Raw genomic sequence first — 15617 nt, 5'->3', positions numbered from 1 at the left:
TAATCGTGCCGCAGATAAAAACACCTTCCGCGCAGACTCGCTCCCCCAGCCACCGCACCGTTGCACACAAGCACACCCAACATGAGCAGCAACTAATCGCACTCAGTGACACCATGCAGCAGTGAACACCACAGAGAACGAGGACACCACGCCCCACAAACACGGCGTAACCGTTCTCCTGAGCGCTCTCGGCGTCGTCTTCGGCGACATCGGCCAAGCCCCCTCTACGCCCTCCAAACAGTCTTCTCCACAGACCACAACGCTGTCGCAGCCACCACCGAAGACGTTTACGGAGTGCTTTCCCTCGTAGTGTGGTCCATCACCATCGTGGTGTCCATCAAATACATCGCACTAGTCATGCGCGCCGACAACAACGGCGAAGGCGGCATCCTCACCCTCACCGCGCTCCTACGCAGGATCTACCGCAACCCCCGACACATCTACACCGCCACCCTGCTAGGCATCCTCGGCGCCGCACTCTTCTACGGCGACTCCCTCATCACACCCGCCATCTCCGTCATGAGCGCCGTCGAAGGACTCGCCATCATCGACCCCACCGCCGAAACCCTCGTAGTCCCCCTGTCCCTGATCATCCTCACCATCCTCTTCGCCCTACAACACAAAGGCACCCACGCCGTCGGCAAAGCCTTCGGACCAGTCATGATGCTCTGGTTCCTCACCATCGCCGCCCTCGGAATCCCCCACATCTTCACCCACCCAGCCGTCCTACAAGGCCTCTCCCCCACCTGGGCAATCTACTTCGCCCTCGACCGCCCCGCCGTCGCCTTCATCGCCCTCGGCGCAGCAGTCCTCACCATCACCGGCGCCGAAGCCCTCTACGCCGACATGGGCCACTTCGGCGCACCCCCAATCCGCAAAGCCTGGTTCTTCATCGTCTTTCCCTGCCTCCTACTCAACTACCTCGGCCAATGCGCCCTCATCCTCACTAACCCCGCCGCCATCGACTCCCCCTTCTTCCACCTTGTCCCGACCCCACTGCTCATCCCCGTAGTCATCCTCGCCACCGCAGCCACCGTCATCGCATCCCAAGCCGTCATCTCCGGAGCCTTCTCCGTATCACAACAAGCCCTCAACCTCGGCCTCCTACCCCACTTCGCCATCCGCCACACCTCCCGAGAAGAAGGCGGACAAATCTACGTACCCATCATCAACACCACCCTGGCCATCGGCGTAGCCATCCTCATCCTCAGCTTCCGCAGCTCCGCAGCCCTCGCCAACGCCTACGGCCTAGCCGTCACCGGAACCCTTATCCTCACCACCGTCCTATTCACCATGCTCGCCCACCGCTGCTGGAACTGGCCCGCCTGGGTCATCGCCCCCATCACGACACTCATCGGCAGCCTGGAACTGCTCTACTTCGCCGCCAACCTCACCAAAATCATCCACGGCGGCTGGCTACCCATCGTCATCGCCACCATCATCCTCATCATCATGACCACCTGGATGCGCGGCGCCTACCTGGCCAACAAGCGCAGAGCCAGCCTCGAAACCAATCTCCTGACCTGGCTGGAAAAAATTTCCGACAAAGGCATCCCCCGCGTCCCAGGACAAGCGATCTACCTACACCACAACCTCGAAACCGTCCCCCTCGCCCTCAAAGAAAATCTCCGCTTCAACCACGTCCTTCACGAAAACATCGCCATCGTCACCGTCGAAACCACCAACATCCCTCACGTACGCCACAACGACCGGGTCACCGTGACCGACATCGGCACCGAAGACGATGGCATCGTGACCATACGCATCCGCCTAGGCTTCAACGACTCCCGCGATGTGCCCCACAACCTCGCCTGGAGCGCGGGCAAAGACCCCCACTTCACCTACGACGCCGACGAAGCCCGCTACTTCCTCTCCGTACTGCACATTCACCCCGACCACAACTACAACAAACTCACCCGCATCCGCCGCGGCCTGTTCATCTTTCTCAACCGCAACGCAGGCAGCCGCGCTGAAGCCTTCCACCTACCACCCCATCGCACCGCAATCCTTGGCGGATCCATGTACCTATAGCCCGCCACCACACAACAAAGCAGCGGCGCCACGAACTATCGTGACACCGCTGCCTCACACAGCTACTACCAAATCAGCGACCAGTACCGCCGTACACGACCGCCTGAACCTGCTCATCATCGAGACCAAACGCTGAATGCACAGCACGCACAGCCTCATCCAACTGATCATCCCGTGTCACCACCGAAACACGGATCTCCGAGGTCGAAATCATCTCAATGTTGATCCCAGCCGAAGCCAACGCAGCAAACAAGGTTGCAGAAACACCCGGGTGAGAACGCATACCCTCACCCACCAGCGACAACTTACCAATCTGGTCGTCGTAAAAAATGTTCTCAAAGCCGATCTGCTCACGCACTTGATCCAGAGCCTGAACAGTCCGGTCACCATCAGCCATCGGCAACGTGAACGAAATATCCGTCGTACCAGCCTTCGACGTAGACACATTCTGCACAATCATGTCGATGTTGCCCTGCGCCTCCGAAACCACCTGGAAAATACTCGCAGCCTTCCCAGGAATATCCGGCACCGCAGTAATCGTGACCTTTGCCTGGCCACGATCATGCGCCACCCCCGTAATCAACGGCTCCTCCACAGCGTCTCCTCCTCGAGGCTCGTCAGTGATGATGGTGCCCGTCTTATGCGAGAACGACGAGCGAACGTGAATCGGAACATTGAAACGACGCGCGTACTCCACACAACGCAACATGAGAATCTTCGCGCCAGAAGCCGCCATCTCCATCATCTCCTCTGTGGAGACACGCTCGAGACGACGCGCCTTCGGCACAATCCGCGGATCAGCCGTGAAAACACCATCAACATCCGAATAGATCTCGCACACGTCCGCACCCAACGCCGCAGCCAAAGCCACCGCCGTCGTATCCGAACCACCCCGACCCAACGTCGTGATGTTCTTCGTCGTCTGCGAAACTCCCTGGAAACCAGCCACAATCGCGATATGGCCCTCAGCCAACGCCGACTGAATCCGGCCAGGGGTCACATCAATAATGCTCGCCCGACCATGCACCTCATCCGTGATCACACCAGCCTGCGATCCCGTAAACGACTGCGCCGAATGCCCCAACGCCTCAATAGCCATCGCCAACACAGCCATCGAAATGCGCTCACCCGCAGTCAGCAACATATCCAGCTCACGCGCCGGAGGAAGCGGAGTCACCTCCTGCGCAAGATCCATCAAATCATCCGTCGTGTCCCCCATCGCCGAGACGACAACACACACATCGTTGCCTGCGCGCTTAGTCTCCACAATCCGCCGCGCAACACGCTTAACACTCTCAGCATCCGCCACCGACGAACCGCCGTACTTCTGCACCACCAAACTCATGGACTACACGCCTCTCCAACGCAGACAACGCGACAATTCGCGCCAAGTCTAAAGCTCCACACAATTCACACCACCGCCTGACCATCCAACCAACCCCACCCACCCCCATCCAAAAAACCCACCAAAAACCCACCAAAAACCCTCACACACAACAACACCCCGCCGATAAACACATGAACCACAAACCCGGTCAGGGGAGACCCTCACGCCTCAGAAGGTCGCATGAACAACGTCGCCGAGAAAGAACCCAGCACCCACACCAGCGGAAACACCGACGAACCCGGCCTGCAACTCACCAACATCGTGCTCACCCACCGAAAACGCACCATCCTCGACCACACCCGCCTAGGCGTTCTACCCGGCACCATCACAGCATTAACCGGACCAGCCGGATCCGGAAAAACCACCCTCATGCGCGTAGCCGCAGGAATCCTACGCCCCACCTCCGGCACCATCCGCATCGCTGGCATCGACCCCACCACACACCCCCAACAAGCCCGCGCACACACCGGCTGGCTCCCAGCCACCCGCACCAACCTCGGCCCAGTCACCCCCCGCGAACTCCTACGCACCTTCACCATCGGACACCGCCTACCCGAACGCACCGGACGCCTACGCACCAACGAACTCATCGAACGAATGAACCTCACCCACGTCGCAGACACACACGCCAGCACCCTGCCCCTGGCAACCCAAACCCTCCTCATGCTTGCCTGCGCCACCATCCACAACCCCGCCGTCCTCCTCCTAGACGAACCACTCACCGGACTCGACAGCGACGACCGCGCACACATCGCCGACCACCTACGCGCCGAAGCCCACCGCGGAACAGCAATCCTTGCCACCGCCCCCGACCCCTGGCTCCTCGACGAAGTCGCACACCGCTGCGTCACCATCGACCACGGCCGCATCACCGGATCACACGAACTCCACACCACCAACGGTCACCGCTGGCGCATCGTCAGCCTCGACGGCGACATCCTCCGCACCACCCTCAACGCCAACGGAGTCGACTACGAAGACGTGCCCACCCCCGATGGCCGCCTCACCCACCGCGCCGCCGTCGACGTCGCCATGACCCACGAACGCGAAGCCACCGCCCTACTCAACGCCCTCACCCGATCAGGCGTACCCGTCTACGGATTCGGCCCCAGCAACACCACCCACACCCCACTCAACGAAACCCCCACCATCCACGGCCACGAGGCCACCCCGTGAAACTACGCCTACCCAAACGCACCAAACGCACCCGCGAATGGCGCTGGACCACCGACCGTCGCAAAGCAGAAAAAACCCAACGCAAAACCCAACACGCCCCCAAACCCGCCACCACCCGCAGCGACAACCGAACCCCTCACACCGGCATCGCCCGCCTCACCGACGCCCTACCCCGCACCCCCATCCCCCCACCCCTAAACACCCCAGCCCGGCGACACACCCTCACCGCCATCACACACATCGCCGCACTCGAACTACGCACCACCGCCCGAACCCGCCTTACCTGGACCATCACCGCCACCTGGACCGCACTCATCTACGGATTCCTCCTGCTCGCACTCGCCACCACCGGCACCAACGCCCCCACCCTCCTACACAGCATCACCGCAACGACCACCCTCATCACCACCCTCATCCTCGCCCCCATCCTCGGCGTCACCCCCCTGGCCCGTACCCGCGCCACCGGCCTACTCGACATGTTCCGCCTCACCGGATTCACCCCTCGCACCATCTCCTGGGGCACCACCCTCGCCACCACCACCCAATACACACTCCTACTCCTCATCGCTACCCCCGCCCTAGCTATCGGCACCCTCCTAGGCAACGCCAACCCACTCGACCTCACCGGAACCCTGCTCACCCTCGCCATCACCGGATGGACCCTCACCTGCCTCGGCTCAGCAACGGCCACCCTCATCGCCCACCGCGCCCTCGCCTCTTTCACCGCCATCACCATCACCGGCGCACTCATACTCACCCCCGTACTCCTCTTCTCCGCACTCCTACCCCTGACCAACGAAGCCGCCAACGCCCACGTCGCAACCAGCACCCCCCTGCACACCACCAACGGACACCACCCCGAACAGTTCATCACCTGCACAGTCACCAACACCACCCGCCACCGCAACCGCCCCGACCACATCTGGTGGCTCCTACTCCCCCAACCCTTCATCACCCTCGCCGACGCCGCCCCCCACATCCCCCGCACCCTCGCCTTCGAGCCCCTCACCGCCCTACGCACCGCAATCCGCACCACTCGCGCCACCCCACCCACCCCACCCACCATCGACGAATGCCCCCTGCCCAGCCGCCCCACCGAACACACACAAAACACACCCCCCACCCCCACTGAAAAAATCCGCGCAACCATCACTGAACAACACCGCACCACCACACAACAAGCAGAAAAACTCACACCACACTGGCCCATCTCTCTGGCAATCTGGGCTCTCATAGGCGCCACCGCCACTGCCTACACCACCCGACGACTCAAAATCCCCGGCCCAGCCGCATACGGCGAACACACCATCCACCACGCCCCCACCAACACCTGACCCCCGGCAGCAAAAAGCCCGGCACCGCCCCGCGGAACCGGGCCGAACTAGACTCAACCCTGCTGTTCATCAGCATGCAAAGCCTCAAACTGCGCCTGCGCAATCGCGTCTTCATCGGCATCCAACCGAATATGCGCCAACAACGACTGCAACACTCGCAACGCACTCGCCGCCCGCGACCCCCACGTCGCCAAATAACTGAACTGCCACCACCACAACGCCTCCGATACCGCCCCTTCAGCGTGATGGCGCAACCCATGCATCAAATCCGAGGCCACGTCGGCGATATCGCCACTCAAACTTCCACTCACTACGTCCCCACGCAGCAGTGGATCCACCACATCCACATACTCATCAATTCCCCGCAACAACGCCGCCAGCCCATCCCGGATGTCATCAACATCCTCCTGACTACCCAAATCAGGCTCAAAGCGCTCAAACGGCACAACATCCATAATCGCGCCCAACCGCGCACCCGTCACCAAAACCTGCGACACCGCAAGTAACAGCAACGGAATCGCCGTTTCCGGCGAAGCACCACCAGCCACACCACGAGCAGCCGCCAAGAATGTGCGCGCCTCCAACGCCGTCTCCTCAGCAAGAACCACCAAATCATCAGGCACCTGCCCACCAGAACTACCAACACCTTGCACCGACTCAGACATGAATCATCCGCCTCCCTTCGAAGGCGCGGCCGAGCGTGATCTCGTCCGCGTACTCAAGATCGCCCCCGACTGGCAAGCCAGAAGCCAAACGTGACACTGAAACACCCATCGACCCCATCGACCGAGCCAAATACGTAGCCGTAGCCTCACCCTCCAAATTCGGATCAGTCGCGATGATCACCTCCTGCACAACCCCATCAGCAAGACGCGAAAACAACTGCGCTACAGACAAGTCCCCCGGGCCAATGCCCTCCATTGGATTAATCGCCCCACCCAAGACGTGATACAGCCCCCGGAACTCACGCGTGCGCTCAATCGCAATCACGTCTTTAGGTTCCTCCACCACACAAATCTTCGAGGCATCACGCCGCGGATCCCCACAAATCCGGCACTTCTGCTCCTGCGCGACATTGCCGCAGACCTCACAAAACCGAACAGTCTCCTTCACATGCAGCATCGCCTCAGCCAACCGCTGCACATCCGCCTCATCAGCGCTAAGCAGGAAAAACGCGATCCGCTGAGCACTCTTCGGGCCGACCCCGGGCAACCGCCCCAGCTCGTCAATTAGATCCTGAACCGCGCCTTCATACACACCATCAGCCTAGCCCCCGACACCCTCTAACTCCGAGAGCTCTCATCCGGCAGATACCACCCCAGGTCTCTCGTTATACGCACCCGCCAACTCCTGACCACTCATCGCCTGAATCGCCCCCATAATCTCGTCCGTAATACTTCTACGCACCACCCCCTTAGGCACGCCAACGAACCTATCCGCAAAATTCATCGGCTTTCCGTACTGCACACACACCTTCGCAGGATGTATAAACCGCGATCCCACCGGCTGTAAATTCTCCGTTCCTTGCAAAGCGGTCGGCACCACCACTGCCCCCGACTTCATCACCAGCTCAGCAACCCCTGTACGCCCCCGATACAAACGCCCATCCCGCGAACGCGTCCCTTCTGGATAAATACCCACTGCACCACCGCGCGCCAGTACCTCTAACTGCAGTTCCAAGGACTTCTGAGCTGCACGCGGATCATCCCGATCAACTGGGATCGCACCAATACTGGTAAAGAAAGTCCGGCTAACAAAACCGGAAATACCCGACCCCGTGTAATACTCTTTCTTAGCTAAAAAAGCGATCTCACGAGGCGTTGTCATCGGAATAATGAAACTATCTAAAAAAGACAAATGATTACTCGCCAAAATCACTGGACCGCGCAAAGGAATATTCTCCTTACCCAGCACAGTCGGCCGCAAAAGTGCACGGCCCACAGGGCCAACCGTCTTACGCCCCAGCTCATACCACACCTAACTTCCCCCTCCATTAAAAACTTCACTAACAGCGCATACTCTCACTTGCAATTCACCAAACAGTCGTGGAGGCAAACCGCTACAAAACTCATTCATCCAGCTCGGCAATAACCACACCACCAAGTATTTCGGCAATCACAGGCTGCCCCACCTGAGACAAATCCGAAATATCTTCATCATCAGCACTGGCACCAGATTCAAACGAATCTTCATCCTCTAAAGAAACCTCGGAAGCCCCAAAAGAACCCACTCCTGTCCCAGCTGTTTTCGCCTTTCTAGCTGCCATCGCCGCACGAAAAGCCTCGTGCCCTGAGTGTGGTCGCGTCGCCCCACCTCCAGACACAGCAGGTGCAGATGTACTTGCCGACAACGACCCCGCACCCGATGGAACAGGCACCGTCTCTTCTGCAACCTCTTCCACAACGGACGTTGGCCCTATCACAGGCGTCTCATGAGGCTCTGTCTGCTCATTAGGCTCCACCGATTCAACCTGATGAACAGTCTCATCTACCTGCGGTTTGCGCTCTGCAGAGCGAAACTGGAAACGCTCATCCCGTCGCTGTGAAGAAACAGGAGCTGCAGAACCCCATTCATGCGCACCTGAAGCAAAGGGATCTCCCGAACCTTCGTCATATTCCACCGGTTCTGGTGGCAAATCATCCGGGTAATTCGATGGCTGCGCCGCTTCTACCGCAGCACTCGATCGCATCTCAAGGCGCGAATCTCCTATCACCGAGACATCTGGCCGCGCATCCACAGCACGAGCTGCAGCAACAGTTGCCGCGTCTCTGCTGACCGTCTCTTGTGCGCCGCCACCGCGCGCATTAACCGGCGCGCGCTTGTTCGCTGCCTGTGCAGTTCGTCTAGCCCTGCCTACACCACGAGAACGCACTGAACCTGCCGCAATCACCTCACCACGGTCTTCCATGGCAACGCCCTCAACCCTGACATCCACTCCCCGGGCCTCGATAAGCGCCTGACGCACCACCTCAGCATGGCTGCCCTGCACGAACGTACGAGCAAGACCCCGCGAATTAATACCAAGAAGCAAACGCTGACCATCAAAATCAAGCACCTGTGAGTGCTGCGACAAAAAGGTCCATGTCGCTCGTCTCATCCCAAAAATAACGGCCAACACATCTGGCCATGCCCGACGAATCGCATCCGTATCCACCCCTGCGAGCGCACCTTGCTGTGGTGACTCCTCGTTTTTGCTGGTCGGTGCCGCCTGTTGGGGCAAGCTCGCCTTCCCTGTTTGACCAGCGCCTCGCTGACGGACTGACATCTTTGGCTCTGGTCGTGTGGGCACTACATCACCAACAGCAGCTGAAACAGGCCCATCAGCACTATGAGGAGTGTTGATTTCTTGTGCATGTGAACGCAAAGCGCCCACATCTTGGGCATCGTCAGAACCACCTGAGGGACGAGCTGTAGCACTGGGTGTTTCGCTCCTAGCTGAAGCAGGTGCGCCCCCGAGCTCAAGCCGACGCTCTAGGCGCCCCACACGAGCAATAACACCATCCTCACCAGCTGAGCGAGGCAACAATAGCCGTGCACACAGCAACTCCAGCTGCAGTCGAGGTGCCGTAGCCCCGGTCATAGCACTCAAACCCTCGTTAACGACATCTGCTGCATAAGACAACTCACCTGTGCCGAATGCGGTTGCCTGCTCCCGTAGACGGGCAATCTGGTCCACCGGCATACCGCGCAACACAGCTGAGAGGGTCTCTTGCGAAGCAGACTCCGTGGAATTGAGCGCCGCAATAACGATCAAATCGCGGAAGCGTTCTAAGAGGTCCTCAACGAATCGACGAGGATCTTGTCCGGTCTCGATCACCCTGTCGATCTGCCTGAAAACTGCTCCACCGTCTTGAGCCGCAATCGCATCAACAGTGGCGTCGAGCAACTCTCCTTCGGTGAATCCCAGTAGTGCGGCGGCACCTGCGTAAGTGATTCGACCGCCTGATCCAGCCATTAACTGATCGAGAACTGACATGGAGTCACGTACTGAGCCACCTCCTGCACGAACTACGAAGGAGAGCACTCCTTGCTCCACTTCGATCTGTTCCTGGGTGCATACCTGTTCCAGGTATGCACCCAGGGCCATGGGCGGGACCAAACGGAATGGGTAGTGATGTGTCCTGGATCGGATAGTCCCGATCACTTTCTCCGGTTCGGTGGTGGCGAAGATGAACTTCACGTGTTCGGGTGGTTCTTCAACGATCTTCAGTAGTGCGTTGAATCCCTGGGGGGTAACCATGTGCGCTTCGTCAATGATGTAAACGCGGTAACGGGAGTTTGCTGGCCCATAGGACGCTTTTTCTCGTAGTTCTCGGGCATCATCAACGCCACCGTGACTTGCAGCATCAATTTCGATGACGTCTACGTTTCCTGCTCCGCCGCGGGCCAAAGCTTTACAAGAGGAACATTCGCCGCATGGAATAGGGGTGGGGCCTTTTTCACAGTTGAGGCATCGGGCGAGGATGCGAGCGCTCGTAGTTTTACCGCAGCCGCGTGGACCGCTGAACAGGTAGGCGTGCCCGACCCTGCCGGACTTCAACGCGTTCATGAGCGGTTCGGTCACGTGCTCCTGTCCGATGACGTCTGAGAACGTTTCGGGTCGGTAGCGGCGGTACAGGGCTTGTGTCACGTACCTGAGGTTAGCTGCCCGTGGCCGGATGGTTTTCTTGCCCGCACCGTTGGGGTGGGTACGTTGTTTTTGTTGGGGGCTTTGACCGGCGCGTATCGGGTTTTTGGTTCTTGATACGTGGAGGGGATTCACACGTGTGGTGTGTGTTCCAGGGCATGAAGGGACCCCTCGCGCACCTGGAAGAGCACACCTACCCTTGCTGCATTCCTGCCCTGGGGGAGTTCAGTGAGGTACCACCACACGAGGGGTCTGGCTTAAGGCTAGCGCAGCTGCCCCTGGGGATGCCAACAATGCTGTTTTTGCTGGGTTTGTGAAGGTTTTGGGGTTATGGGAGCAGGGGTGCGAGCAGGCGGTGAACAGCTGTTGAGCTAAGGATTTCGGTTGGGCCGCCTTTGTCGGGTAACGTTGTCGTTGGAGGATTCGCATAGCGGCCTAGTGCGCACGATTGGAAATCGTGTTGGGTTAACCACCCTCAGGGGTTCAAATCCCCTATCCTCCGCCATAGGAGAGGCGCTCGTTTGGGTGCCTCTCCTTTTTTGTGCGTGCGGGCGCCTGTGGGGCTCATGTGGCTGACAGTGCACGGTGGTCACCCCGATGCACGAACGGTGGTTTGTGGGGGAGTTGGTTTCCTTCGCAGAGCCATTCACCGAGTTTTTCTGCTCCGTAGCGGGAGTCGTGCAGGGCGGGGACGAGGAAGAGGCGTCTTTTTCCGAGAGCTGATGCGATGGCTATTTTTACTGCTTCGATCATGAGCAGTTCACCGGTGACGGTTATTGCACTGTCGGGGACGAGGGATGTTCCAGCGGTGAGGGTGTCGGCGATATGTTCTCCGGCTGCGCGGATGATGAATTGTGCGATTGGGTCGCCGTCGACGCAGGCACGCGCTACGAGGGGAGCGAAGTCAGCGAGGAGGTCGTGTGTTCTTGGGGTGCTGAATAGTTGTGGCCATGCGTTTTCGGTGCCGAAGGCGTTGCGCGCCAGGTCCAGGAGTGTCTCAGAGCCATTGGGTACGCCGTCGCGGGCGCGTAAGGCTGCGCAGAGTCCTTCTTTGCCGATCCATGCGGCGGAGCCTCGTCCGCCGAGGAGGTTGCCCCATCCGTCGAGTCGTTGCCAGGTGTCTTTGAGGTTGGTTGCTAGTCCGGCTGCGGTGGCGCCGAGGTCGACAATGACGCCTGCGTGGACGTTTTCGAGTGCGCCGAAGAGAGTGGTGAGCAGAGAGTCGACGACGAGGGTGGGGGCGTTGGTTTCATGGGTGAGGCGGGTGTGAAGGTGTCCCAGGTCTAGCGGGTGGGTGGTGGGGTCGATGGCGGCGATGACGTGCTGGGGTGGGGTGGAGCCGGTGGTGAGGAGGGGTTGACAGGTAGTAATGAGGGTGTCGGTGTCGAGGGTGGTGTGGGCTAGGTCGGGGATGTTGAGGGCGGCGGTGGGGTTAGCGCCGGTGCGGTGGGCGCGCAGGCCTCGGCGACCAAGGTCGATGATGAGTAGGTCGGGTGTGGGGTGGGGGGTGGGGGCGTTGGTGGTGTGGAGGATGTGTCCGTTGATGGGGGTGTTGGGGTTGGTCATGGTGTGTCCTGTCCTCGGGGTGGTGCCGGCGGTACAGGCGGTGTATTTACGGTGTCGCCCTGTTTTTTGGGGTGTGGTTAATCGTAGGTAGTGGTGGTTTTTTAGGGTGGAGGTTCGTATGCGTCAGGGGTGGTGGGTGCGGGTGGTGGTGATGTGGTTGAGGGTGTTGAGGTTGGGGTTGGGGTGGTGCAGGTGGGTGGGGATGGCGTTTTGTCCGTTGAGGGCGCCGGTGATGGCTCCGACGAGAGTGGTGGTGTGGGTGCTGTCGCCGCCAAGTTGGGCTGTGGCGCGGACGGCTTGGACTGGGTTGGGTGGGGTGTCGTTGTGGGTGAGCATGCCGATGATTGCGCATGCCGCGGGGAGGGTTTCTTGGGGTGCGTTGGAGGTGCCGATGAGGAGGGTGATGATGTCTGCGGGGGCTTCTGAGGCTTTGGTGGCTAGTGCGTGTGCCCAGGTGAGTCGGGCGCTGATGCTGGGGCCTGCTTGGTGGTGGGGTGTGGGTGTGGGGGTGGCGTTTTCGATGGTGTCGGCGGCGGAGAGGCTGAGGGCGAAGGCTTGTGTCCAGGGGACTCCTTCGAGGGCTGCGGAGATGAGGGTGGCGGTGGCTGCTGCTGCTGCGTAGGTGAGGCGTCCGCGGTGTTCGGGTGGGAGGTGGTTGCCGACGTGGTTTGCCAGGGTTGCGATGGGGTCGCAGGGGTGGGTGAGTCCTGTGGCTAGGGCAATGGGTATCCAGGTTGGGAGTGTGTGGGAGGCGGGGGTGGGGGGAGGTGAGTGGGTTGCGTAGGCGGTCGCGAGGTTTTCGATGTCGATGGTGGTGGGGTGGGCAGTGGTGAAGTCGGGGAAGGCGTCGTTGAGTGTGGTGGTGGCTTGGGTGCGGGTGAGGCCGTGGGTGATGGCGCCTAGGACGAGTCCCAGATGGGTTCCTGAGAGGGTTCCTGCTGCGCGGTCGGTGTAGTCGGGTGTGGTTCCCACGTGTTTAGCCTTTCTTTTGGCGTGCGTGTTCCAGGATGCCGTGTTGGGTGGGGTTGGGTTGGTTTTTGCGGTGGTGGTGGGTCTCAGTCGGTGGTGTGGCTGGTCGATCGATAGGTGAGTGTTTGTTGTGGAGTTGTTTGGGGGGGTGTGATTGGTGGTGTTGGTGGTGTTGGTGGTGTTGGTGGTGTTGGTGGCTGCTGTGGTGTTGGTGGGGGTGTTTTTGGGTGTGGGTGGCCGTTCGCGTGGGGTGGGTGGCGGTGTTCGGGTTGAGCGTCCGGTGGCGTTGGGGGGTGGGGGGCGTTCTTCGGGTGGTACTGCGTTTTTTGGATATGGGGTGCGGGCGGTGGGAGTGGCCAGCGGAGGGTTTGTGTTGGGTGGGCCTTTCGCGGCGGTTGCGGTGGCGACGACGGGATTGAATTCGCATGAGGATCGCGTTGTGGAGGTGGCGGTGGTGCGTTTTGGGGGGCCAGGTGGGCAGGTGTCTGCGTGGTCGAGTGTGGTGGATCCGGGGGTGGAGGTGGGTGGTTCGTCGTTGCATGGGTTGGGTGCCCGGGAGGTGGCGGGTGCGCCGGGTTTTGTGGATGTGGCGGGGGCTTTGGTGGCGATGTTGGGTGGGGCGGTGGTGGTGGCGCATAACGCGGAGTTTGTGGAGGAGGTGTTGCGGGCGGAGTTTTTGCGGGCGGGGTTGTTGGCGCCGAGTGTGCCTGCGGTGTCGTTGGGGCGGTTGTCTCAGTTGATGGTGGATACGCCGAATCATCGGTTGGGGACAGTGGCGGCGCGGTTGGGTACGCGGCATCGGCCGGATGGGTCTGCTGTGGCGGAGGCCGCTGCGGTGTGTGAGGTGGCGAGTGTGTTGTTGCCGGGGCAGATGGGGCGGGTGGTGTTTCCGGTGCCGGTGTTGCCTGAGGTTTCGCGGGAGGCGGTGGCGGGTGTGGGTAGGCCGCGGTCGGCGTTGCCGCCTGCACCGGTGGTGGATGGCTGGTTGACGCAGGTGTTGCGTTCGATGTCGGTGGGGGTTGTTGAGCTACATGATGCGCGGGCTGCGGCGTATACGGATGCGTTGGTGACGTTGTTGTCGCGGGGGCGTGTTGTTGCAGATGAGGTGCGGTTGTTGAATCGTTCGGCGGTGCGTTCGGGGTTTTCGGCGGAGGCGATTCGGGGGACGTTGGAGCGGTTTTTGGAGTTGGTGAGGCAGGCGGCGTTTGCGAATGTGGAGGTGTTGAGGTCGGGGCATGTGCGTCATTTGAGGGCGTTGGCGGTGTCGGTGGGGGTGCCGACGTATTTTGATGATTTGATTCCGCCGCCTGCTCCGGTGGCGCCTGTGCCGGGGTCGGGTTCGTTTGCTCGGCCGGTGCGTAAGCCGTTGCCTGCGTTGCCGGTGGAGCGGGGGCCGCGGTGTGGTCGGTGTTTGCAGGTGGGGCATTGGGCTTCGGCGTGTCCGCGGCGTGGTGGTGTGGGGAGGGTTGATCCGGTTGATCCGGTGTGAGTTGTGGTGGTTTTAGCGGTTGAGGAGGGTTTCTAGGACGGTGATGGTGCCGTGTTCGGTGTTGGGGGGTGCGATGTAGTTGGCGCGTTGGATGATTTCTGGGTGGCCGTTGGCCATGGCGAAGGAGAGCTCGGCGGTGTCGAGCATGTGGGCGTCGTTGAAGTAGTCGCCGAATACGAGTGTGTGTTTTCGGTCGATTCCGAGTGTTTTTTGGAGTTCTTGGACTGCGAGTCCTTTGTGTACTCCGTGGGACATGACGTCGATCCAGTTGGGGCCAGAGATGACGACTTGGTGTGTGTGGCGTAGGGGGTTGAAGTGGTGGGCGATCTCTTCGGCTGGGCCGAAGTCGAAGATGGCTACTTTGAGGATGTCGTCGTCGATGGTGTGGAGGTCTTCGACGAGTTCGAGGGCGGCGTAGTAGACGCGGCATTGGTCGAGGAATGGTTGGTGGTTCCATTCGACGTAGGCGGAGCGTTTTCCGCAGACGACGGCGCCGAGGCGGTGGCCTTTTTCGTGGGTGTTTCGCACGATGTTGATGGCGGTGGTGACGGTGTTGTGGTCAAGGGTGACTGAGGAGATTTCTTCATCGCCGTGGACGACGTAGGCGCCGTTTTCGGCGATGGTGTAGAGGTTGTCGCCGGCGGGGGCGAAGAGTTCACGGAGAGTCGCGAGTTGTCGTCCGGAGGCGGGGGCGAAAGCGATGCCGCGTTCGCGCATACGGGTGAGGACGTCCCAGAAGGTGTCGGGGATGTTGCCGTTGCTGTCTAGGAGTGAGCCGTCCATGTCTGCGACGACTAGAGCGGGTACGAGGTGGGCGGGAACGTCGTGGACTGTGCGGCGTCCTTGTGCCCAGGGTTGGGTGTTGGCGCTTGTTGTCTGTGCTTGCTCAGACTGGTTGTTCATTCATGCCGCCGTTCATTGAGGTGTGGAGGTGGTGGCTGTTACTTCCAGGCTACGACGTGGTTGTTTGGCAGCTAGTTGGGGGGCGGGGGGATGTTTGTAGGGGAACAAAAAGGTGAGCCGGTTCCTGTGGGAACC

Annotated in this window: 12 protein-coding genes, 1 tRNA gene and 1 other RNA gene; 5 read left to right on the top strand and 9 right to left on the bottom strand. The window is 60.5% G+C overall.

From position 1 onward, the window contains the following. Window positions 1–105 precede the first annotated feature (105 nt). The gene (locus DXZ77_RS11210) at window positions 106–2031 is read left to right on the top strand and encodes a potassium transporter Kup (RefSeq protein ID WP_258553284.1); all 1926 of its coding nucleotides are present in this window, start codon (window positions 106–108) and stop codon (window positions 2029–2031) included. Between the two features lie 73 nt (window positions 2032–2104). Here DXZ77_RS11210 and DXZ77_RS11205 read toward each other — a convergent pair whose 3' ends face one another. After that, a complete protein-coding gene (locus DXZ77_RS11205; RefSeq protein WP_115032231.1) occupies window positions 2105–3376 on the bottom strand; it encodes an aspartate kinase in 1272 nt (423 codons plus the stop codon). A gap of 222 nt (window positions 3377–3598) precedes the next feature. Here DXZ77_RS11205 and DXZ77_RS11200 point away from each other — a divergent pair, with 222 nt between their 5' ends. Together DXZ77_RS11200 and DXZ77_RS11195 are read left to right on the top strand one after the other, a co-directional pair. Next, window positions 3599–4594 (top strand): ATP-binding cassette domain-containing protein, encoded by a 996-nt coding sequence (locus tag DXZ77_RS11200; RefSeq protein WP_115032229.1) that lies wholly within the window; start codon window positions 3599–3601, stop codon window positions 4592–4594. Continuing rightward, the gene (locus DXZ77_RS11195; protein WP_115032227.1) at window positions 4591–5928 is read left to right on the top strand and encodes a hypothetical protein; all 1338 of its coding nucleotides are present in this window, start codon (window positions 4591–4593) and stop codon (window positions 5926–5928) included. The genes DXZ77_RS11200 and DXZ77_RS11195 overlap by 4 nt, the downstream gene beginning before the upstream one ends. Before the next feature lie 53 nt (window positions 5929–5981). Here DXZ77_RS11195 and DXZ77_RS11190 read toward each other — a convergent pair whose 3' ends face one another. The 5 genes from DXZ77_RS11190 to ffs form a co-directional block, all read right to left on the bottom strand. Further along, the gene (locus tag DXZ77_RS11190; protein WP_115032225.1) at window positions 5982–6593 is read right to left on the bottom strand and encodes a DUF5063 domain-containing protein; all 612 of its coding nucleotides are present in this window, start codon (window positions 6591–6593) and stop codon (window positions 5982–5984) included. Further along, window positions 6586–7185: a recombination mediator RecR gene (gene recR, locus DXZ77_RS11185; protein ID WP_115032223.1), complete on the bottom strand. Its 600-nt coding sequence runs from the start codon at window positions 7183–7185 to the stop codon at window positions 6586–6588. Before recR ends, DXZ77_RS11190 begins: the two co-directional genes overlap by 8 nt. A gap of 42 nt (window positions 7186–7227) precedes the next feature. Continuing rightward, window positions 7228–7869 (bottom strand): lysophospholipid acyltransferase family protein, encoded by a 642-nt coding sequence (locus DXZ77_RS11180; protein ID WP_258553283.1) that lies wholly within the window; start codon window positions 7867–7869, stop codon window positions 7228–7230. A gap of 127 nt (window positions 7870–7996) precedes the next feature. Beyond that, the gene (locus DXZ77_RS11175) at window positions 7997–10558 is read right to left on the bottom strand and encodes a DNA polymerase III subunit gamma and tau (protein ID WP_115032219.1); all 2562 of its coding nucleotides are present in this window, start codon (window positions 10556–10558) and stop codon (window positions 7997–7999) included. Between the two features lie 156 nt (window positions 10559–10714). After that, window positions 10715–10811: signal recognition particle sRNA small type (gene ffs, locus DXZ77_RS11170), an RNA gene on the bottom strand. Window positions 10812–10971: 160 nt separating this feature from the next. On the opposite strand from ffs, the gene DXZ77_RS11165 reads away from it, so the two are divergent. Then, a tRNA-Ser gene (locus DXZ77_RS11165) sits at window positions 10972–11060 on the top strand. A 59-nt stretch (window positions 11061–11119) separates the two neighbouring features. Here DXZ77_RS11165 and DXZ77_RS11160 read toward each other — a convergent pair. Both DXZ77_RS11160 and DXZ77_RS11155 read right to left on the bottom strand, forming a co-directional pair. Further along, on the bottom strand, window positions 11120–12121 hold the full coding sequence (locus DXZ77_RS11160) for a BadF/BadG/BcrA/BcrD ATPase family protein (RefSeq protein WP_115032217.1): 1002 nt from the start codon (window positions 12119–12121) through the stop codon (window positions 11120–11122). A 123-nt stretch (window positions 12122–12244) separates the two neighbouring features. Further along, a complete protein-coding gene (locus tag DXZ77_RS11155) occupies window positions 12245–13093 on the bottom strand; it encodes an ADP-ribosylglycohydrolase family protein (RefSeq protein ID WP_115032215.1) in 849 nt (282 codons plus the stop codon). Window positions 13094–13247: 154 nt separating this feature from the next. Here DXZ77_RS11155 and DXZ77_RS11150 point away from each other — a divergent pair, with 154 nt between their 5' ends. Beyond that, a complete protein-coding gene (locus DXZ77_RS11150; RefSeq protein ID WP_220181639.1) occupies window positions 13248–14579 on the top strand; it encodes a 3'-5' exonuclease in 1332 nt (443 codons plus the stop codon). 12 nt (window positions 14580–14591) lie between these two features. Here DXZ77_RS11150 and DXZ77_RS11145 read toward each other — a convergent pair whose 3' ends face one another. Then, window positions 14592–15482 carry an HAD family hydrolase gene (locus DXZ77_RS11145; RefSeq protein ID WP_115032211.1) on the bottom strand — a complete coding sequence of 297 codons (891 nt, stop codon included), beginning with the start codon at window positions 15480–15482 and terminating at the stop codon, window positions 14592–14594. Between the last annotated feature and the right edge of the window lie 135 nt (window positions 15483–15617).

Origin of the sequence: Dermatophilus congolensis, assembly GCF_900447215.1 — a bacterium.
GTDB classification, from domain to species: Bacteria; Actinomycetota; Actinomycetes; order Actinomycetales; family Dermatophilaceae; genus Dermatophilus; species Dermatophilus congolensis_A.
This window is presented reverse-complemented; position numbering and strand designations above follow the sequence as displayed.